Origin of the sequence: Demequina phytophila (assembly GCF_000971135.1) — a bacterium.
In the GTDB taxonomy this organism is placed as follows: Bacteria; Actinomycetota; Actinomycetes; order Actinomycetales; family Demequinaceae; genus Demequina; species Demequina phytophila.
Genome location: NZ_BBLW01000001.1, coordinates 474,657 through 494,317 on the forward strand (window position 1 = coordinate 474,657; position 19,661 = coordinate 494,317).

The window sequence follows — 19,661 nt, forward strand, 5'->3', positions numbered from 1 at the left end:
GGTGACCTAGGGCCTAGGGGCGGGGCGCGCCGGCGCTCGCCCGGCGCGCCGCTCCCCCGGGCGCGCCGAGTTCTGGCACCGTGCCACCCAACCGTTCGGGGCCCGGCTCCGTTCTGGGGGCATGACTGGGGGTTCAGGACGATGACGGTCACGTGGGAGCCGATGCTCCACGAGCTCGCGAGCCAGCGCATGGGCCGGCTGCTCGCATTCGCGACGATGCTGGCAGGCCCCACCCTTGCCGACGACCTGGTCCAGGACGCCGTGGTCGCCGTGTTCTCCAAGACCCGCCGGTTCGACAGCCTCCCGCAGGCCGAGCAGTACGTGCGCCGCGCGATCGCGACCAGGTACATCGACTCGCTGCGCAAGGACAAGGCCGACCGCGAGCGCATGCGCCGCTACGCCGCAGGCGAGACGCTCCCCGACCCCACCGAGCGCGTGGTCGCGTCGAACGCGGTGGACAATGCGCTGGCCCAGCTCCCTCCCCGGGTGCGGGCCTGCGTGGTGCTCCGCCACCTCGAGGACCTGTCCGTGCGCGAGACCGCGCACACGCTCGGGCTGTCGGAGGGCGCCGTCAAGCGCTACGTCTCCGACGGGCTGAGGACCATGAACGCCTACCTCGGCACCGACCTCCGGGACACCGAGACCGAGACAGCCCCCACCACCGAGAGGAGCACACGATGAGCGAGCTGCGCGACATCCTCCACCAGCGTCAGCACGAGCTCGCCTCCTCGCTGCGCCACGCCGACGAGTTCGACGAGACCGCCGCCATCCGCTCCGTCAAGGTCCACCGCCGCGGCCGCGCGATCGTCATGGGATCGAGCTCCCTCGCCGTCGTGGCCGCGGTCGCCGCCGGGACGTGGATGCTGATCGGCCCCGGAGAGCCGGCCATCGTTCCCGCCGGGCCGCCGTCGCCGTCGGTATCCGCGACGCCCTCGGCCACCCCGTCGCCGTCCGTGACCCCGTCGCCCGACCCGATCTCCTACGAGGGCCGCAACCCCGACATGTCCGACGAGGAGGCCCTGTACCGCGCCGAGCACCCCGCGACCGGCGAGGTGTGGCTCGACGAGCCCGTCGAGGTCGAGGCCCCGGTCGACGTGCCGTGGAACGACGAGGGGGTCACCTGGTACCGGGTCGGCTCGCGCGGGGATGTCGAGATCTACAGCGTCGAGCAGGCGGTCTTCGTGGGATGGACCCTCCTCGAGCTCGCCCCTGACGGGACGCTGACCGGGGTGTCGTCACCGCGTCCCTCGGACCCGATGCCGGAATGGCCGAACGGCGTCCCGGACGCGCAGCCCTACCTCGACGGCGTCAAGGAGAGCGATGTCTACTACGACTCCCTCGCGCTGCCGTCGACCTGGACCTCGCCCGAAGGCCTCGAGCTCACGCTGGGGTGGGGCGGCGCCCCGGTCAACCTGGCCTGGGGCATGACCAACACGGAGGTCGGCCAAGCCGGCAACGCCCGCGTCGTACGGATCGCGACGACAACCCTGGGGACGCAGGTGCCCGAAGGCGTCAGCTCCACCACGCTCGGCTACGCGATCGTCGATCCCAACGGCCAGGCGTTCTCCCTCACGGCAGCCGATCCCCTCGGCACGCGGACGAGCGAGGTCACGCTCGTCGACGGCAGAGCGGTCGACCCCGAGCGGCGCTTCATCGAGCTCTCGGACGGCGCATGCGCAGCGACTCCCGAGTGGACCACCTACGTGGTCGGCACGACCGACGACTCGTGGACGGAGATCGGCGCCACCGCACGTGGACCCGTCTACGCCCCGACTGCCGAGAACACGCTCGCGCGCGCCGTCTACGACGAATGGATGTCGCGGCGCTCGAACTCCGGCGACTATGCCGTCTTCGGGACGGTCGCGCCCGCCTTCGACGAGTACCTGGACCTGCCCGCGATCCTCGCGGCACCGGCGCCGACCGCCGATGGCTGGTTCGTCGAGATCGACCGCGACCTGTCGATCGTCGCCGGCTGCTGAGCAGACCCGCACAAGCGGAACGGGGCCCGCGCATCGTCCTGATGCACGGACCCCGTCCGTCGCGAGCTGAACGAGCGGTCAGACGCCCCCGTCGAAGAGCGAGGTGACCGAGCCGTCGTCGAAGACCTCGCGCACCGCGCGCGCGATGAGCGGCGCGATCGACAGGATGGTGAGCTTGTCGAACTGCTTCTCCTCGGAGATGGGCAGCGTGTCGGTGATGACCACCTCGGAGACGCCGGACTTCGACAGGCGCTCGACCGCGGGACCCGAGAGCAGGCCGTGCGTCGAGGCGACGATGACGTCCTTGGCGCCGTTCTCGAACAGCGCCTCCGCGGCCTGCACGATGGTGCCGCCGGTGTCGATCATGTCGTCGACGAGGACGCAGGTGCGTCCCTTGACCTCACCGACGAGCTCATGGACCTTGACCTGGTTCGGGACCGAGGGGTCACGGCGCTTGTGGATGATCGCGAGCGGCGCGCCCAGGTGGTCGGACCACTGGTCCGCGAGGCGGACGCGGCCGGCGTCGGGCGACACGATGGTGAGGTTGCCCGGCGAGGTGCGGCTCTTGACGTAGTCCGCGAGCATCGGCATCGCCCACAGGTGGTCCACCGGGCCGTCGAAGAAGCCCTGGATCTGCGCGGTGTGCAGGTCGACCGACATGACGCGGTCCGCACCGGCGGTCTTGAACAGGTCAGCCATGAGGCGCGCCGAGATGGGCTCGCGGCCCTTGTGCTTCTTGTCCTGGCGCGCGTAGCCGTAGCTCGGGATGATCACGGTGATGCGCTTGGCCGAGGCACGCTTCATCGCGTCGACCATGATGAGCTGCTCCATGATCGCCTCGTTGATGGGCGCCGCGTGCGACTGGAGCACGAACGCGTCCGCGCCGCGCACCGACTCGCCGAAGCGGACGTACAGCTCGCCGTTCGCGAACGTGTACGCCGTGGTCGGCAGGAGGTCGATCCCGAGGTGCTTGGCGACAGCCTCCGCGAGCTCCGGGTGCGCCCGGCCGCCCGCGAGGACGAGGCGACGCTCGCTCGGGTTCGAGATCACGGCATTCATGCTTCTCCCTTGTGGTCGGCGGCGGCAGCCGCGCGCTCCTCCTGTGCCCCCGACGATAGTCCGCGGGCGGTGTCTACGTCCTGTGCAGCACGGGCGGCCTCGGCGGACGGCGTGCCGGGGCGGCGACGCTCGACCCACCCCTCGACCACCTGCTGCGCGACCGCGTTGAGCGCGAGCGCTCCCGCGGGCACATCGTGGCGGATGATCGCGCCGGCGCCCGTGTACGCGCCATCGCCGATCCGCACCGGCGCGATCAGCGTGTTGTCCGAGCCGATGCGGACGTGGTCGCCCACCTCGGACCGCGACTTGGTCACGCCGTCGTAGTTGACGAAGATCGACCCCGCGCCCACGTTCGAGTGCTCGCCCACCGTGGCGTCCCCGACGTAGCTGAGGTGCGGCACCTTCGAGTGCGCGCCGATCTCCGCGTTCTTGGTCTCGACGAACGCGCCGATCTTGCCCTTCTTGCCGAGCACGGTGCCGGGGCGCAGGTACGTGAACGGGCCCACGGTGGCGCCGGGGCCGATCTTCGCGAGCGAGCCGTGCACGCGGGTGACGGTGGCGCCCGCGCCCACCTCGACGTCGGTGAGCGTCGTGTCGGGGCCCACCGTGGCGCCGGCGGCGACATAGGTCGCGCCGTGGAGCTGCGTGCCGGGCAGGACGGTCGCGTCCGCCTCGAGCTCGACGTCCGCATCGATCCAGGTGGTGGCGGGGTCGACCACGGTGACCCCCGCACGCATCCATCCCTCGACGATGCGGCGGTTGAGGGCCGCGCCCGCCGCGGCGAGCTGCACGCGGTCGTTGACCCCCTCGACGGCGGAGGCCTCGGGTGCGACGAGCGCGCCCACGCGGCCGCCGGCCTCCCGGGCCAGCGCGAGCACGTCCGTGAGGTAGAGCTCGCCCTGCGCGTTGTCGGTGGTGAGGTGCGCGAGCGCGTCGCGCAGCGCGGCGGCGTCGAACACGTAGATGCCGGCGTTGATCTCGCGGATCGCCCGCTCGGCGTCGGAGGCGTCCTTGTGCTCGACGATCCGGATGACCGCGCCCGCGGCGTCGCGGACGATGCGCCCGTACCCGGTCGCGTCCGGCACCTCGGCGGTGAGCACGGTGACGGCGTTGGACTGGTCCTCGTGGGCGGTGACGAGCGCGCCGAGCAGCGCGCCGTCGACCAGCGGCACGTCGCCGCTCGTGACGACCACCGAGCCCTGGACGCGGCTGTCGAGGTGCGCCTGGTCCGCGCCGCCCGCGGCCACGGCAGCCGCGATCGTGGTGGCGTCGAGCGTCGACAGGCCGCAGCGGACGGCGCTGCCGGTGCCCGGGACGGAGTCCTGGTCGGCGATCAGCGCATGCGGGGCGACGTCGGAGACGTGGGCCGCGACGGCCTCGCGCTCGTGCCGGACCACGACCACGGTGCGGCCGGGCTCGAGCTCCGCCGCCGCGGCGAGCGCGTGGGCGACGAGCGAGCGGCCCGCGATGCGGTGCATCACCTTGGGCGTCGCGGACCTCATGCGGGTACCCGCCCCTGCGGCCAGAATCATCACGGCTGCGGGTGGAGTCGGGGTCACCTGGTCTCCTCACATGGGGGTCCCCCGGCGGGGGCAGGAAGGTCGGTCCTGCCAAGTCTAACGTTCGGTGAACGGCCTCAAGCCCGCGGTGGTCCCGGGCGGGCCGGCCGCTCCGCCCAGAGGATTCGAACCTCTACCGCAGGGCTCCAAAGGCCCGCATGCTGCCGTTACACCAGGGCGGAACGGGGCGGCCTGCTCGAGGCGCGCCGCACCCGGGCGTCAAGTCTGCCAGGATTCGCGGCACACTTGAGCCGTGACCGTCGAACCCCGCCGCAGCCCCCGCTCCCGCATGACCGCGCGCGAGCGCCGCGAGCAGCTGCTCACCGTCGGGCGCGCGCTGTTCGCGGAGAAGGGCTTCGAGGGCACCTCGGTCGAGGAGATCGCCTCCCGCGCGGACGTCTCCAAGCCCGTGGTCTACGAGCACTTCGGCGGCAAGGAGGGCATGTACGCCGTCATCGTCGACCGCGAGGTCGAAGCGCTGCTCGGCGCCCTCAGCGGCGCTCTCGCCACCAAGGCGCACCCCCGGCAGCTGGTCGAGCGCGCGGCGCTCGCGCTGCTGGGCTACATCGAGAACTCGCCCGACGGCTTCCGCATCCTGGTGCGCGACTCCCCCGTCGCGCAGGCCTCTGGCACCTTCTCCTCCCTGCTCGGCGACGTGTCCGCGCAGGTCGAGGGACTGCTGGGCGAGCAGTTCCGCAAGCGCGGCCTCGACCCCGCGGTCGCACCGGTGTACTCGCAGATGCTCGTCGGCATGGTCGCGCTCGCCGGACAGCACTGGGCGGAGGTGCGCGAGCCCTCGAAGCAGGTGGTCGCCTCGCACATGGTGAACCTCGCCTGGAACGGGCTGTCCTCGCTCGAGCGCCGGCCGGACCTGCCGGAGGACTGAACCCGCGCATCGTCTCCCCACCAGGGCGGACGTCGTTATAGATTGACGGGGCGCGCCGCCCCGGGCGCGCACGGGCGAAGGGAACGGTCGTGATCCAGGGCTTCAAGGACTTCATCACACGCGGGAACGTCATCGACCTCGCGGTCGGCATCATCATCGGCGCGGCCTTCACCGCGGTGGTGACCTCGCTGGTGGACAACGTGATCAACCCGATCATCGCGGCGATCTTCGGGAAGCCCGACCTCTCCGATCTGTGGGTATGGACGCTGAACAACGGCGGCACGCCCGACGACGTGAGCGATGACGCGGTGCTCAGCATCGGCGCGTTCCTCACCGCGATCATCAACTTCCTCATCATCGCGGCCGCGATCTACTTCATCATCGTGATGCCGCTCAACAAGCTCGCCGAGCGTCGCAAGAAGGGCGAGCCCGCACCCGACGAGCCGGTCTCCCCCACCGAGGTCGAGCTGCTCACCGAGATCCGCGACGCGCTCAAGGCGACGCCGCGCGCCTGAGGCGCGCCTAGTCCTGGACCAGCAGCGTCCCCGACGCCGGCCCGGACGCGGTGACCACCGCATCGGCCACCTTCGAGGCCTTGAGGTGCGCCGCGATCGCCAGTGCGTGCTGGCGTGAGCGCGCGAGAGCGGCCACGGTGGGGCCGGACCCGGACACGATGGCGCCGCACGCCTCCGCGGCCTCGGCGGCATCGAGCACCTCCTCGAGGCGAGGCATGAGCGACAGCGCCGGCCCCTCGAGGTCGTTGAGGAGCGACTGGCCGAGCGCGACCGCGTCGCCGGCCATGAGGGCGCGCATGATCGCGCCGTCGATCTCGAAGTCGGAGGCGGCCTGCTCGCGGGCGTCGATGCGGCGGTCGTACTCCTGGAACACCAGCGGCGTGGACAGGCCCGTGCTCTGCGTCGCAAGCACCCAGTGGAACTCGCCGTGCGACATCGCCGGGGTGAGCTCGTCGCCGCGGCCCAGGCCCACCGCGGTGTGGCCGTGCAGGCTGAACGGGACGTCGGCGCCCAGGCGGGCGGCCATCGCGGCGAGCTCGCCGCGCGTGGCGCCCGTGTCCCAGGCCTCGGCGCACGCGACCAGCGCGGCCGCCGCATCGGCCGACCCTCCGGCCATGCCGCCGGCCGTGGGCACCCCCTTGAGGATGCGCAGGTCCACGCCGTCGGTGATGCCGAACGTGCGGCCCAGCAGATCGGCCGCCTTCCACGCCAGGTTGGTGTGATCGAGCGGCACCCCGGACGCGTCGATCGGCGACCCGGCGGCGACCTCGACCGTGAGGGTGATCTCGCCGTCGGTGCGCGGCGTGGCCTCCACCACCTCCCACAGGTCCAGCGCCTGGAACACGGTGACAAGGGGGTGGTAGCCGTCCGCCCGGCGTGGCCCGACGGTGAGCTGAAGGTTCACCTTGGCGGGCGCCTTCGCGCGGACGGTGCGGGTCATGACCCCAGACTGCCAGAGGCGAGGGCCTCGGCGATGAGTGAGAAGTCCTCGATGGTGAGCTGCTCGCCCCGGGTGAGCGGCTCGATGCCCGCCGTGCGCAGCGCGGTCTCGGCCGCGGCGGCGGATCCGGCGATGCCGGACAGGGCGCCTCTGAGCGCCTTGCGGCGCTGCGAGAACGCGGCGTCGACCACCGCGAACACCTGCTCGCGGGACGCGGTGGTGGTCGGCGGCACGCGCCGCTCCATGAGCACCAGGCGGCTGTCGACGCGCGGCACGGGCCAGAACACGGCGCGGCCCACGTCGCCCGCCGTGCGCACGGCGCAGTACCACGCGGCCTTCGCGGACGGGACGCCGTAGGTGCGGGAGCCCGGAGGTGCGGCGAGGCGGTCGGCCACCTCGGCCTGCACCATCACGAGGACCCGCTCGAGCGTGGGGAACGTCTCGAGGAAGTGCAGGATCACCGGCACCGAGACGTTGTACGGCAGGTTCGCGACCAGCGCGCGCGGCGGCGAGGGCAGCGCCTCGACCCGCAGCGCGTCCTGGTGGATGACGTCGAAGCGGTCGGCGTCCTCAGGAGCACGCTCTGCGATGGTCGACGGCAGGGCGCCCGCGAGCACGGGGTCGATCTCGACGGCGGTGACGTCCGCGCCGGTCTCGAGCAGCGCGAGAGTGAGGGACCCGAGGCCCGGGCCCACCTCGACCACGCGGTCGCCGGGTCCGACGCCGGACAGGCGCGCGATGCGGCGCACCGTGCCGGCGTCGACCACGAAGTTCTGTCCCCACTTCTTGTGGGGCGCGGTGTCGAGCGACTGCGCGAGTAGGCGGATGTCGGTGGGACCCAGGAGGCTCGCCACCGGGGTCAGTACCAGCCCACGGACTCGGAGTGACCCCACGCGCCGCACGGGGTGCCGTAGCGGCCGCTGATGTAGCCGAGGCCCCAGGCGATCTGCGTGGCGGGGTTGGTCGCCCAGTCGGAGCCCGCGGACGCCATCTTCGAGCCGGGCAGGGCCTGCGGGATGCCGTGCGCACCGGAGTACGGGTTGTGGGCGTTCGGGTTCCAGCCGGACTCGCGGGCCCACAGCGCGTCGAGGCACGACCACTCGGACCCGGTCCAGCCGTACATGTCGGCGGCCATCTGCTGGCCCAGCGCGCGGGCGGTGCCCGGCGACACGGAGGACGTGGCGGGGACGGAGGTCGACGCCGCGGCCTCCTCCTCCTCCATGGTGCCGACCGCGATGACCTCGTCGGTGGGCTGCTCCACGGTCAGCTTGAGCGTCTCCACGCGAGAGACCTCGACGCCGTCGACGTAGGTGACGTCGTACGTCACGACCTGCGAGCCGGGCTCACCCTCGGTCACCACCTCGGTGGTGCCCTTCTCCAGCTCCGGGTCGTCCTGCTTGACGGAGCCGGGCTTGATCGCGACCTCCTTCGTCTCCGTCTTCACGACGGCGGCGTCGGACTTCTGGGTCTCGATCTCGGGGAGGGCGGCGAGGTCCGCCTGAGCGGTGACCTCGCGGTCGTCGGTGAGGGCGGGCACGGCGGCGGCGGCGATGGAGCCGACGGCGAACGATGCGACGGCGACTCCGAGGCCGACCTGCGTCAGCACGCGGGTCCGCACGCCGCGCTGGGTGCGGCGCTCACGCCGGCCCCCAGGCACAGGGTTGGAACGTCGATAGCTCACGTGGTCCTCTCGTCTCGCGACCGGTCGGCCGCGCTTCACTGACGACTTTTGTCTCATATTGATAACGACGCTGTCCAACCGGACTTGAGTCAAGGGTCCTGTGGGATTTCCCACACTTCGCTATCTACCAGGGACCATAGAGGTTCTCGGAGGTCGTTGAAACGATCTCGCATGCGGAGGCCAGATCCACGCCCGTGACGTCCGCGACGGTGCGCATCGTCAACGGCACCAGGTACGGGGCGTTGGGCGCGCCGCGGTGCGGATGGGGCGTGAGGAAGGGCGCATCGGTCTCGACGAGCACGTGCGACAGGGGCGTCACCGCCAGCGCGGCGCGCAGCCCCTCGGCGTTCTTGAACGTCACCGTCCCGGCGAAGGACAGGTAGTAGCCGCGGTGCGCGGCCACGCGCGCCATCGCGGCGTCGCCGGAGAAGCAGTGGAACACCGTGACGTCGGGCGCGCCGTCGCGCTCGAGCACGTCGAGCACGTCCTTGTGGGCGTCGCGGTCGTGGATCTGCAGCGGCAGGCCCAGCTCCTTCGCGAGCGCCATGTGGTCGCGGAAGGACCGCACCTGCGCGTCGCGGCCCTCCTCGGAGGTGCGGAAGTAGTCGAGCCCGGTCTCGCCGATCACCCGGATCCGGTCGTGCCGCGCGAGCGCGGCGATCTCCGCGAGCGCATCCTCGTAGGAGATCCCGGACTCGTGGGTGCCGTCCGCGTGCAGGGGCGCCTCGTTGGGATGGAGCGCCACCCCGCCCAGCATCGTCGGGAAGGTCTCCACCGCATCGGCCGTCCAGCGCGCGGACTCGAGCTCGCACCCGATCTGGACCACGCGGTCCACGCCCACGGCGGCGGCGTCCGCGAGGCGCCGCTCCACCGTGAGCTCGGGCTCCCCCGCGGGGAACTCGAGGTGGCAGTGGTTGTCCACCACGGCCACGGGCAGCGCCTCGGGCGCGGCCGGCCAGGCTCCCGACCGCATCCGCTACTCGTCCGCCATCCGGGCGAGCTCGGCCTCGACCACCTCGTCGTCGAGCTTCTGGAAGATGGGCGACGGGGCGGGGATCACGGTGCCGGCCACCAGGTCGGAGCGGCCCCACCCGACCACGGACCGGTAGTCGCCCTGGATCACGGGGTAGCGGCGATCCGCGAGGTCGAGGTCGTCGACCTCGTTCATCTGCGGCATGGGCGCGAGCACCCCGGTGCCGCCCAGGGCCTCGTGCACCTGCTGCGCGCTGTGCGGCAGGAACGGCGACATCATCGTGTTCGCGTCGGAGACCAGCTGCGCGGCGACCGCGAGCACCGTCTTCATGCGCTCGGGGTCCTCGTTCTTGAGCTTCCACGGCGCTGTGTCCGCGAGGTACTTGTTCGCGTCGCCGATCACACGCATGGTCTCGGTGATCGCGGCGCGCTGGCGCTGCGTGCGGATGTGCTCGCCGACGGTGTCGAACGCCGCCTGGGAGGCCGCGAGCGCGGCGCGGTCGATGTCCGCAAGCTCGCCGAGCTCCGGGATCGACCCCACGTTCTTGTGCAGCAGCGAGGCGGTGCGGTTGACCAGGTTGCCCCAGCCGGCGACCAGCTCGTCGTTGTTGCGGCGCTTGAACTCCGACCACGTGAAGTCCGCGTCCGAGGTCTCCGGACCGGCGACCGCGATGAAGTAGCGCAGCGCGTCGGGCTGGTAGCGCGACAACATGTCGCGCACGTAGATGACGTGGCCGCGCGAGCTCGAGAACTTCGCCGACTCCATGGTGAGGAACTCGCTCGAGACCACCTCGGTGGGCAGCTGCAGGTCGCCGAACTCGGACAGCGAGCCCCCGCGCGCGCCGCGGCCGTTGGCGGCGATGAGCTCGCCCGGCCAGATCTGCGAGTGGAAGGTGATGTTGTCCTTGCCCATGAAGTAGTAGGACAGGGCCTCGGGGTTGTTCCACCACTGGCGCCACGCGTCGGCGTCGCCGGTGCGGCGCGCCCACTCGATGCTCGCCGAGAGGTACCCGATGACCGCGTCGAACCAGACGTAGAGGCGCTTGGCGGGGTTGTCCTCCCAGCCCGCGAGCGGCACGGGGATGCCCCAGTCGATGTCGCGGGTCATCGCGCGCGGACGCACGTCGACCAGGAGGTTCTTGGAGAAGTTCATGACGTTGGGGCGCCATCCCTGGCGCGCGCCCAGCCAGTCGGTGAGCGGCTGGACCAGCGCGGGCAGGTCCAGGAAGAAGTGCTCGGTCTCGACGAACTTGGGCGTCTCGCCGTTGATGCGGCTCACCGGGTTCTTGAGGTCGATCGCGTCGAGCTGGTTGCCGCAGTTGTCGCACTGGTCGCCGCGCGCGCCGTCGTAGCCGCAGATGGGGCAGGTGCCCTCGATGTAGCGGTCGGGCAGCGTGCGCCCGGTCGACGGGGAGATCGCGCCGCGCGTGGTCTCCGAGATCATGTAGCCGTTCGCGTGGACGGCCCTGAACATGGCCTGCGCGACGGCGTAGTGGTTGCCCGTGGTGGTGCGGGTGAAGAGGTCGTAGGACAGACCCAGCTGGGTGAGGTCCTCGACGATCACGCGGTTGTAGCGGTCCGCGAGCTCCTGGGGGCTCACGCCCTCGCCCTCGGCCTGCACCAGGATGGGCGTGCCGTGCTCGTCGGTGCCCGACACCATGAGGACGTCGTTGCCGGCGAGGCGCATGTAGCGGGAGAACACGTCCGACGGGACGCCGAATCCGGCCACGTGGCCGATGTGACGGGGGCCGTTCGCGTACGGCCAGGCGACGGCGGACAGGATGCGTGACATGGCGACCATCCTAGTGTTCGCGCGGGTCGCCGGTTCCTGGCCCCGGGCGGCGGTGCCGCTACCGGTACTCGGGGGCCGGGTCGAGCCCGAAGTGCTCCTCCAGCGTCGCGATCCCGGACTCGTGCATCGCGGCCGCGGTCTCGAGCCCGACGTATCGCAGGTGCCACGGCTCGTAGATGTAGCCCGTGACGTCCTCGCTGTCCGGCGGGTACCGGACCACGAACCCGTGCTCCCACGCGTGCTCCGCGACGTAGCGGCCCGCGGCGGTGTCCGCGAAGCACGGCTCGAGGTTGCAGCCGTCGGCGCGGATGTCCGCGGCGAGGCCCGTCTGGTGCTCGGAGTAGCCGGCGCGCGCGGAGAAGCGGTCCGCGGCGTCCGCGCCCTGCTCCGCGGCGTAGGCGGCGTAGAGGTTCGCCTGAGCGGAGTGCGAGCGGTACGCGGTCGAGATGGCGAAGCCGGCGCCCTCCGCGTCCGCGGCGGCGTGCAGCGCGGTCATCGCGGCAGCCGCCTCCTCGCGCATGGTGGCGTCGCCGGGCACGTCGGCGACCGTGACCAGGTCCTCGGGCGCGTACTGCTCGGGCTGAAGCGGGCGCACCTTGTTCACCACCACCGTGATCGAGCCGGGGCCGTCGATGTCCGCGGTGGTGACCTCGACCGCGGGGACCGTGCCCTCCCCCGCGGACACATCGGGCGCGCCGGACGCGGTCACGCGCGGCACGGCCTCCCCGGCTGCGGACGTCGTGGGCTCGGCGGCGGCGTCCCCATCCGCGAGCGCCGCCGACGACAGCGCGCCCGCGCCGAGCCCGAGCGCGAAGCAGCCCACCGCGATGAGGACCGCGGGCGCGAGGCGGCGCCGCGCGACCGGCGGCGCCGCGGTCACTCCGCGGCCCGCGCGGCGAGCACCGCGGCGTAGAGCTCGCGGCTGGGCACCCCGGCCGTCGCGGCCACGTCCGCCACCGCCGCCTTCGCCCGCTCTCCGGTGGCGACCCGCGCGAGCACCTCCTCGACGAGGGCCGGCACGCCGAGCGCCTCGGCCGGGCGCCCCGCGACGGTGATGACGATCTCGCCGCGCGGCTCCTTCTCGGCGGCCCACGCGGCGAGCCCCGCGAGTGGTCCGCGGCGCGTCTCCTCGTAGGTCTTGGTCAGCTCGCGCGACACCGCGGCGCGGCGGTCGTCGCCCCAGGCCTCCGCCATCGCCGCGAGGGTCGCCGCGAGCCGGTGCGGCGCCTCGAAGAAGATGAGGGTGCGCTCCTCCGTCGCGAGCGAGTCGAGCCGCGACGCACGCTCACCCGGCTTGCGGGGCAGGAAGCCCTCGAACGCGAAGCGGTCGGTGGGCAGGCCCGAGAGCGCGAGCGCCGTGAGCGCCGCCGAGGGTCCGGGCAGCACGGTGACGTCGACGCCGGCGGCCGCGGCCGCCTCGACCACGCGGAACCCGGGATCCGAGACGGCCGGCATGCCGGCGTCCGACACCACGACGATGGTCGCGCCGCCCGCGGCACGCTCGACCAGTGCGGACGCGGACGCGCCCTCGTTGTGGTCGTGGTGCGCGACGGTCTCCGCCTGGATGCGGATCCCGAGCCGTCCGGCGAGGTCGCGCAGCCGGCGCGTGTCCTCCGCGGCGATCACGTCCGCCGTGGTGAGCGCCTCGCGCAGCCGGTCGGACGCGTCGCCGACGTTGCCGATGGGCGTCGCGGCGAGCACGATCCGTCCAGTCATGCCCCCACTGTGACACACGCGCGTCACCGCAGGGTCGAGGCAGTCCCGGCCCACTGCGCGGCTAGGCTTCGGCTGTGAATCTCGCGACGCTGTACCGCTGGCGCGGCGCCCTCATGGCGACGGGCGTGGCCCTGCTCGCGGCGATCCTGCGGCTCGCGTCCCTGTCCGACCCGCACGCGCTCGTGTTCGACGAGGTGTTCTACGCGCGCGGCGCCTACTCCCTCACCGAGCTGGGCTACGAGGGCGACTGGACCGGCGACGACTCGGCGTTCGCGCAAGGCGACACGTCGGGCCTGCAGACCGACGGGGACTTCGTGGTGCACCCCATGGTGGGCAAGCTGCTCATCGCGCTCGGCATCGAGATCTTCGGCAACGACCCGTTCGGCTGGCGCGTCGTGGGCGCGGTGCTCGGCACCCTCACCGCGGTGCTGGTCGCGCTCGCCGCGCGGCGCCTGTTCCGCTCGACCCTGTGGGGCGGCGTCGCGGGTGTGCTGGTCGCGGTCGACGGCGAGGCCATCGTGCTGTCCCGCACCGCGATCCTCGACGGCTACCTCGCGTTCTTCGTCGCGCTCGGCTTCTGGCTGCTCGTGGTCGACCGGGACCGCACGCGCGCGCGCCTCGAGACGCGTGTGGCCGCCGTCAGGGCGGAGTCGGGGTGGGGGGACGATGCGCCGGTCCCGGGCCTCGGCCCGGCCACCGGGGTCCGGTGGTGGCGCCTCGCGGCGATCGTCGCGTTCGCGCTCGCCGGCTCGGTCAAGTGGAACGGCCTCTACTTCGCCGCGGTGCTGCTGGTGGTGTCCGTGGTGTGGGACATGGTCGCGCGTCGCGAGCTCGGCTGCGAGCGCTGGTTCGCCGGCGCGTTCGTGCGGGCGGTGCCCGCGGGCCTCGCGACGCTCGTGATCGTGCCCGTCGTGTACGTCGCGACGTGGGCCAACTGGTTCCTCACGGACGGCTCCTACGACCGCGACTGGGCCGCGACCCACCCCGGCGAGGGCGTCACGTGGCTGCCCGACTCCCTCAACTCGCTGCTGCACTACCACCAGCAGATGTGGACGTTCCACACCGGCCTCACCACCGAACACAACTACATGTCGAACCCGTTCCTCTGGCTGATCCAGTGGCGGCCCACGGCGTTCTACTTCGAGGACGTGCCGGACGCGGCCTGCGGCGCGGAACGCTGCGTGAGCGCGATCCACGCGCTCGGCAACCCGTTCCTGTGGTGGCTCGCCACCGCGGCTCTCGCATGGGCGGTGTGGCGCGTCATCCGCCGCGGCGACATCCTCGCGCTGTCGGTGTCCGCCGGCGCGCTGGCCGGCTGGGTGCCGTGGCTCCCGTACGCGTACCGCACCATCTTCACCTTCTACACTGTCGCGTTCATGCCGTTCATGGTCCTCACGCTGGTGTGGGCGCTGCGGCGCATCGCGCAGCCCGACGAGCTCGAGGGCGGGTGGTCGCGACGCGGCACCATCGGGGTGGGCTGCGTGCTCGCCGCGATCCTCATCCTGTCGGGACTGTTCCTGCCCCTGTGGGTGGGCACGCCCATCCCGTTCCGGTACTGGCAGGCCCACATGTGGCTGCCCAGCTGGATCTGAGCGTCAGGCCTCGCGCTGCTCGATGAGGCGCGACAGCACGATCGAGCTGCGCGTCTTGTCCACCTGCGGTGCGAGCCGCACGTGCTCGAGCGCGGCCTCGAGGTCCGTCATCGTCGCGGCGCGCAGCCGCACGATCGCGTCCGCCTGTCCCGTCACGGTGAACGCCTCCACCACCGTCGGGATGGCCTCGAGGATCCGTCGCAGCTCGCCCGGCGCGACGGTGCCGGTACAGAACACCTCGACGTAGGCCTCGGTTCCCGCGCCGTCGAGCTCGGGGTCGAGGCGCACATGGAATCCCTGGATGGAGCCCTCGGCCACCATCCGATCCACCCGGCGCTTCACCGCCGACGGGGACAACCCGATCCGCACGCCCATCTCGGCGTAGCTGGCGCGGCCGTCCTTCCGTAGCTCGGCGATGATGCGCCGGTCCAGGTCGTCGAGCGACATTTTCTGCTCCCCCCTCGCAAGCAACCTGCAGCCGGCGGTACATTCTCGCACGTATTCGCCGTCAAGAGAATAAAACGGTCACCGATATCCCGTCGGGCGCGCCTCCACCGGCCTCGCGCGGCCCTCCCGTCGCGACGGGCGCCCGCCCGGTAGCGTGAGAGCTGCCGCCGCGGGGTGCCGCGGCCACGAGAGGAGCGGCCATGCAGGAGACCAGGACCATCGCGTTCGAGCTGGACCCGCACGAGCTCAACGCGCGTGCGATCACCGCGGTCCGCGTGATGTTCGCCGTGCTGGGCGCGATCGCGCTCGCCGTGGGCATCGCGCTCATGGTGTGGCCGGGCAAGACGCTCGCCGTCGGCGCCGCCTTCGTGGGCATCTACTTCGCGATCGCGGGCGTCGCACGCATCGCGATGGGCATCCTCGGCTCCGCGCTGTCGGGCGGCCTGCGGGCCCTCGCGATCATCATGGGTGTGCTCATGCTCATCGCCGGCGTGGTGACGCTGCGCAACCTCGAGGCGTCGACCGCGGTGCTGCTGCTGGTGGTCGCCCTGGTGATCGGCATCGGCTGGATCATCGACGGCATCATGGTGCTGGTGGAGTCCGGCAAGGCGCGCTCGCGCGGCTGGGCGATCGCCTACGGCATCATCGGCATCCTCGCGGGCGCCGTGGTGCTCGCCTCCCCCGCGCTCACCGCGACCGTGCTGGTGTGGATCGCCGCGTTCGTGTTCGCCGTGCTCGGCGTGGTCGGTCTGGTGCGCGCGTTCACGTTCGGCCGCGGCGCCGTGGTGGAACGGTGACGGGCGACCCGCGTCCGACGCCTCCGGCCACGATGCCGGAGGACGTCGCGCGCGCAGCCGCGGCGGAGGAGGCGGCTCGCGCGGAGCACCCCGCGCCGCCATGGATCGACGCGGTGGTGCGCCGCTCCGTGTGGACCGCGGTACGTGTGCTGCTGCTGGTGACCCTCGCGATCTGGATCGCCTTCCAGATGCGTCACCTGCTCGGGATCCTGGTGTTCGCGCTGTTCATCGCGCTGGCGATGATCCCCGGGGTGACCTACCTCCACCGCCGGTACAAGATGCGCCGAGGCGCCGCGGTGGGACTCATCTACCTTGCGGGCCTGCTGCTCGCGGTGTTCATGATCGCGGTGCTCATCCCGGCGATCGCGCAGTTCGCCGACGCGGTGCGCGAGAACCTGCCCGGATGGACCACCTCGCTCAGCACGTGGAGCCAGGACGTGCTGGGCATCCCCATCGACACGACCGGCACGGACGCGGCGCTCACCGACCTGTCGTCGCTGCTCGCCGGCTGGGCGGACAACCTGCTCGGCTTCGTGACCTCGGGGATCGGGCTGGTCTTCGACCTCTTCACGGTCGCGACGTTCGCGTTCTACATCGCGGCGCAGTGGCCGCAGATCATGCACGCCCTCATGCGACGCATGCCTCCCGCACGCCAGCGCACGTTCGCGTGGATCGCGGACACGTCCATCGAGCAGACCGGCGGCTACTTCTACTCGCGCCTGCTGCTCATGGGCGTGTGCGGCGGCCTCGGATTCGTGGTGATGCTGCTGGTGGGCCTGCCGCTCGTCTATGCGATCCCGCTCGCGCTCTTCATGGGCTTCGTGTCGGAGTTCATCCCGTTCATCGGCACCTACATCGGCGCGGCGCTGCCCATCGTGATCATCCTCGCGGTGCAGGGCCTGGTCCCCGCCCTCGTGATGCTCGGCTGGGTGCTGGTCTACCAGCAGGCGGAGAACTACTGGCTGAGCCCCCGGTTCTCGTCGCAGACCATGGAGCTCAACGGGGCCGTCGCGTTCGGTGGCGCGCTCGCGGGCGGAGCGATCGCGGGTCCGCTCGGCGCGTTCATGGCGCTGCCGATCGCGGCGCTCATCACGGCCATCATCAAGAACTCGGGCCACACCTACGAGCTCGTGGAGATCGACGCGGACTCCGCCGCGGCGCCCGAGCCGTCGGGCGCATCGTCCCCCGACGAGGCACCCGTGGACTAGGCGACGGCCGTCGGCAGACGCCCCGCGCGGGCGCCCGCCGGACGTCAGAGCGCCTTGCGCATCTTGACCGTCGTGACGTCGTATCCGACGGACTCGTAGAGCCGTCTCGCGGTCTCGTTGTGACCGAACACGCTCAGACCCAGCGTCCGGGCACCCGCGGCGCGGGCATGGTCCTCGGCCAGCAGCATCGCCGTTCGGCCGTAGCCCTTGCCTCGATGCCCAGGCTCGACCACGACGTCCCACACCCACCAGGCCGCCTCATCCTCGGATCGGTCGGGGCCGATCCAGAGGTAGCCGACGACGCCGTCGACCTCATGCACGAGGTCGAACACGGCATGGTGCGCCGTGGGGGCACCGCTCGGGAACGACTCGGCGAGGGACTCCGCCGCATGCCTGTCGGCCTCGCTCGGCGGCTCGCCGGCTGCGACGAGGTCCGCGGCGTACTCGGCCTGGCACCGCGCCTGCCACGCGGAGAATCGGGAGGCCGGGATCGGGACGAGGGTGAGGGGCATGCGTGAATTCTGACACCGAGCCGTCCGCCGACGCTCCCCCGCGGACCAGCACAACACGAAGGCCCCGGCAGCGCCGGGGCCTTCGTCATGAGCGGGAGCGGGTCAGCTCGCCGCGAGGATGTCCACCACGAACACGAGCGTCGAGTTCGCCGGGATGGTGTCCGACTCCTGGTCGCCGTAGCCGAGGTCCGGCGGGATGACCAGCAGCACCTGGCTGCCGACGCGCTGGCCGGCGAGGCCCTCGACCCAGCCGTCGATCAGCGAGCCGGTCGACAGGGTGAAGGACGTCGACGCGCCGCGGTCCCACGACGAGTCGAACTGGTCGCCGTTCCACAGCCAGCCCGTGTAGTGCACGGTGATCTGGTCGCCCTCGGCGACCTTGTCGCCGGTGCCCTCGATGAGCGGCTGAACCACCATCTCCGAGGGCTTCTTACCCGCGTCGGAGAAGTCGATCGACGGCTTGCCGTCGTCGTCGAGCGTGACGGTCGGCAGTCCGTCCGCGGGCTTCACCGCGGTGCCCTCGGCGCGCTCGAGCGGGGTCACGGCGCTGGTGGCCGTCACCGCCATGATGACCGCGGAGCCGTCCTCGGATGAGGTGTCGGGGTACGCGTAGAGGATCTGGGTGCCCACGTTCTGGCCGACGAGCGCGTCGTAGAGGTCCGCGACCACCTGGCCGTCGGTCATCGTGACGACCTCGGGGGTGCCGGCGTCATAGGTGGAGTACAGCTGCGACGCGTCCGCGCCCGAGTAGACCACGTAGTCGAGGGTGACGTTTTGGCCGTCCTCGATCTCCTCGCCGTCGCCGTCCGCGATGTGGCGCGTGGCGACGTCCGTCACCACGAGCGGGCTGTCGAACGTCAGGGCGGGCACGCCGTCCTCGTCCGCCCACTCGATGGTCTCCAGCGCCGCCGCGTCCGCGGTCGGGTCGACCGCGGTGGCGGCGGACGCCGAGGCGGAGGGCGACGCGCCCGTCTCCGACGCGGGGCTGCACGCGGCGAGGCCGAGCACGGCGATGGAGCCGAGCACGACGGCGGTGAGCGCGTTCTTCTTCATGGATCTCCTCACGAGGATCGGCCGCGATGGTCGCGACCGTGCGCGGGTCGCGGTTCGACCCGGTAACCGATGGGCAGCCGCGCCTTCTTCCCGGCACCACCGCATCCTGATGCGGCCGTGACCTCGCGCGCGAGTGCCATGCCAGCGTACCCGCCGTTCCTGGGAGGTGGCTGTGAGGTGCGCGCCGATGGGGCCGCTCAGAGCTCGCGGTGCACCGTCTGGGCCGAGGTCTGCGCGGTCGCGAGCATGAGGATCTGATCGATGTTGACGTGCGTAGGGCGCGAGGCGACCCACCGCACCGCCTCGGCGATGTCCTCCGCGGTCATGGGCGTCACGCCCTCGTAGACCTTCGCCGCCTTCTCCGCGTCGCCGTCGAAGCGCACCAGGGAGAACTCGGTCTCGACCATGCCGGGGTCGATCTCGGACACGCGCACGGGCTGACCGAGCAGCTCGATGCGGAGGACCCGGGTGAGGGCGGCGACCGCGTGCTTGGCGGCGTTGTACCCGCCGCCGCCCTTGTAGGGCTCTCGCGCGGCGATCGAGCCGATGGTGATGACCTGACCGTCGCCCGACGCGACGAGCTTGGGCAGCAGCGCCTTGGTCACGCGGAGCGTGCCGAGCACGTTGACGTCGTACATGGCCTGCCACTGGTCGACGTCGGCCTCCGCGATGGACGCGGTGCCGAACGCGCCGCCGGCGTTGTTGAGCAGGAGGTCGCAGGTCTCGACCCGGGCGCAGAAGGCGTCGACGGACTCCTGATCGGTCACGTCGAGCGGGACGGCGGTGCCGCCGATCTCCGCCGCGAGCGCCTCGATGCGGTCCACGCGGCGCGCGCCGATGACCACATGCCAGCCGTCCGCCGCGAGGGCCCGCGCGCTGGCCGCGCCGATCCCGCTGCTCGCTCCGGTGATGACGGCCGTGCGCTGTGCCATGCCTGTGCTCCTTCTCTGGTG

Annotated in this window: 20 protein-coding genes and 1 tRNA gene; 7 read left to right on the plus strand and 14 right to left on the minus strand. The window is 71.9% G+C overall.

All coding sequences use genetic code 11. The annotated features are described in order from the left end of the window. The first annotated feature begins 141 nt into the window (after positions 1-141). Both AOM01_RS02315 and AOM01_RS02320 read left to right on the plus strand, forming a co-directional pair. Positions 142-681 (plus strand): RNA polymerase sigma factor, encoded by a 540-nt coding sequence (locus tag AOM01_RS02315; protein ID WP_062288326.1) that lies wholly within the window; start codon positions 142-144, stop codon positions 679-681. Then, positions 678-1,979: a hypothetical protein gene (locus AOM01_RS02320; protein WP_062288329.1), complete on the plus strand. Its 1,302-nt coding sequence runs from the start codon at positions 678-680 to the stop codon at positions 1,977-1,979. The genes AOM01_RS02315 and AOM01_RS02320 overlap by 4 nt, the downstream gene beginning before the upstream one ends. A gap of 78 nt (positions 1,980-2,057) precedes the next feature. On the opposite strand, the gene AOM01_RS02325 is transcribed toward AOM01_RS02320, so the two are convergent. From AOM01_RS02325 to AOM01_RS02335, 3 genes are all read right to left on the minus strand, one after another. Further along, a complete protein-coding gene (locus tag AOM01_RS02325) occupies positions 2,058-3,038 on the minus strand; it encodes a ribose-phosphate diphosphokinase (protein ID WP_062288333.1) in 981 nt (326 codons plus the stop codon). Next, positions 3,035-4,597 (minus strand): bifunctional UDP-N-acetylglucosamine diphosphorylase/glucosamine-1-phosphate N-acetyltransferase GlmU, encoded by a 1,563-nt coding sequence (gene glmU, locus AOM01_RS02330; protein WP_082109908.1) that lies wholly within the window; start codon positions 4,595-4,597, stop codon positions 3,035-3,037. Before glmU ends, AOM01_RS02325 begins: the two co-directional genes overlap by 4 nt. A gap of 110 nt (positions 4,598-4,707) precedes the next feature. Next, a tRNA-Gln gene (locus AOM01_RS02335) sits at positions 4,708-4,779 on the minus strand. A gap of 107 nt (positions 4,780-4,886) precedes the next feature. Between AOM01_RS02335 and AOM01_RS02340 the strand changes: the two genes are divergently transcribed. After that, a complete protein-coding gene (locus AOM01_RS02340) occupies positions 4,887-5,483 on the plus strand; it encodes a TetR/AcrR family transcriptional regulator (RefSeq protein WP_062288335.1) in 597 nt (198 codons plus the stop codon). 89 nt (positions 5,484-5,572) lie between these two features. Further along, positions 5,573-5,998, plus strand: a complete 426-nt coding sequence (gene mscL, locus AOM01_RS02345) for a large conductance mechanosensitive channel protein MscL (protein ID WP_062288338.1) — start codon at positions 5,573-5,575, stop codon at positions 5,996-5,998. A gap of 7 nt (positions 5,999-6,005) precedes the next feature. On the opposite strand, the gene AOM01_RS02350 is transcribed toward mscL, so the two are convergent. From AOM01_RS02350 to rsmI, 7 genes are all read right to left on the minus strand, one after another. After that, entirely contained in the window at positions 6,006-6,938 is a 933-nt protein-coding gene (locus tag AOM01_RS02350; protein ID WP_062288341.1) for a 4-(cytidine 5'-diphospho)-2-C-methyl-D-erythritol kinase, read from the minus strand. Continuing rightward, the gene (gene rsmA / locus AOM01_RS02355; RefSeq protein ID WP_228374190.1) at positions 6,935-7,792 is read right to left on the minus strand and encodes a 16S rRNA (adenine(1518)-N(6)/adenine(1519)-N(6))-dimethyltransferase RsmA; all 858 of its coding nucleotides are present in this window, start codon (positions 7,790-7,792) and stop codon (positions 6,935-6,937) included. Before rsmA ends, AOM01_RS02350 begins: the two co-directional genes overlap by 4 nt. Before the next feature lie 5 nt (positions 7,793-7,797). Continuing rightward, complete coding sequence (locus AOM01_RS14680; RefSeq protein WP_228374191.1) at positions 7,798-8,619, minus strand: aggregation-promoting factor C-terminal-like domain-containing protein; 822 nt, start codon at positions 8,617-8,619, stop codon at positions 7,798-7,800. 124 nt (positions 8,620-8,743) lie between these two features. Next, positions 8,744-9,592: a TatD family hydrolase gene (locus AOM01_RS02365; protein ID WP_062288347.1), complete on the minus strand. Its 849-nt coding sequence runs from the start codon at positions 9,590-9,592 to the stop codon at positions 8,744-8,746. 3 nt (positions 9,593-9,595) lie between these two features. Further along, the gene (metG, locus tag AOM01_RS02370; protein ID WP_062288633.1) at positions 9,596-11,383 is read right to left on the minus strand and encodes a methionine--tRNA ligase; all 1,788 of its coding nucleotides are present in this window, start codon (positions 11,381-11,383) and stop codon (positions 9,596-9,598) included. 58 nt (positions 11,384-11,441) lie between these two features. Beyond that, the gene (locus AOM01_RS02375) at positions 11,442-12,263 is read right to left on the minus strand and encodes a M15 family metallopeptidase (RefSeq protein ID WP_062288349.1); all 822 of its coding nucleotides are present in this window, start codon (positions 12,261-12,263) and stop codon (positions 11,442-11,444) included. After that, the gene (gene rsmI / locus AOM01_RS02380; protein WP_062288352.1) at positions 12,260-13,099 is read right to left on the minus strand and encodes a 16S rRNA (cytidine(1402)-2'-O)-methyltransferase; all 840 of its coding nucleotides are present in this window, start codon (positions 13,097-13,099) and stop codon (positions 12,260-12,262) included. The genes AOM01_RS02375 and rsmI overlap by 4 nt, the downstream gene beginning before the upstream one ends. Positions 13,100-13,173: 74 nt before the next feature. Here rsmI and AOM01_RS02385 point away from each other — a divergent pair, with 74 nt between their 5' ends. Continuing rightward, positions 13,174-14,691 (plus strand): dolichyl-phosphate-mannose--protein mannosyltransferase, encoded by a 1,518-nt coding sequence (locus tag AOM01_RS02385; protein WP_062288354.1) that lies wholly within the window; start codon positions 13,174-13,176, stop codon positions 14,689-14,691. A 3-nt stretch (positions 14,692-14,694) separates the two neighbouring features. Here AOM01_RS02385 and AOM01_RS02390 read toward each other — a convergent pair whose 3' ends face one another. Further along, entirely contained in the window at positions 14,695-15,138 is a 444-nt protein-coding gene (locus tag AOM01_RS02390) for an Lrp/AsnC family transcriptional regulator (RefSeq protein ID WP_062288357.1), read from the minus strand. 200 nt (positions 15,139-15,338) lie between these two features. Between AOM01_RS02390 and AOM01_RS02395 the strand changes: the two genes are divergently transcribed. Together AOM01_RS02395 and AOM01_RS02400 are read left to right on the plus strand one after the other, a co-directional pair. Beyond that, positions 15,339-15,935, plus strand: a complete 597-nt coding sequence (locus tag AOM01_RS02395; protein ID WP_062288360.1) for an HdeD family acid-resistance protein — start codon at positions 15,339-15,341, stop codon at positions 15,933-15,935. After that, the gene (locus AOM01_RS02400; protein ID WP_062288363.1) at positions 15,932-17,143 is read left to right on the plus strand and encodes an AI-2E family transporter; all 1,212 of its coding nucleotides are present in this window, start codon (positions 15,932-15,934) and stop codon (positions 17,141-17,143) included. Before AOM01_RS02395 ends, AOM01_RS02400 begins: the two co-directional genes overlap by 4 nt. 44 nt (positions 17,144-17,187) lie before the next feature. Here the strand turns inward: AOM01_RS02400 and AOM01_RS02405 are convergent, their stop codons facing one another. From AOM01_RS02405 to AOM01_RS02415, 3 genes are all read right to left on the minus strand, one after another. Then, positions 17,188-17,655 (minus strand): GNAT family N-acetyltransferase, encoded by a 468-nt coding sequence (locus AOM01_RS02405; RefSeq protein WP_062288366.1) that lies wholly within the window; start codon positions 17,653-17,655, stop codon positions 17,188-17,190. 102 nt (positions 17,656-17,757) lie between these two features. Beyond that, positions 17,758-18,708, minus strand: a complete 951-nt coding sequence (locus AOM01_RS02410) for an FKBP-type peptidyl-prolyl cis-trans isomerase (RefSeq protein ID WP_062288369.1) — start codon at positions 18,706-18,708, stop codon at positions 17,758-17,760. A gap of 197 nt (positions 18,709-18,905) precedes the next feature. Then, positions 18,906-19,640: an SDR family NAD(P)-dependent oxidoreductase gene (locus AOM01_RS02415; RefSeq protein ID WP_062288371.1), complete on the minus strand. Its 735-nt coding sequence runs from the start codon at positions 19,638-19,640 to the stop codon at positions 18,906-18,908. Between the last annotated feature and the right edge of the window lie 21 nt (positions 19,641-19,661).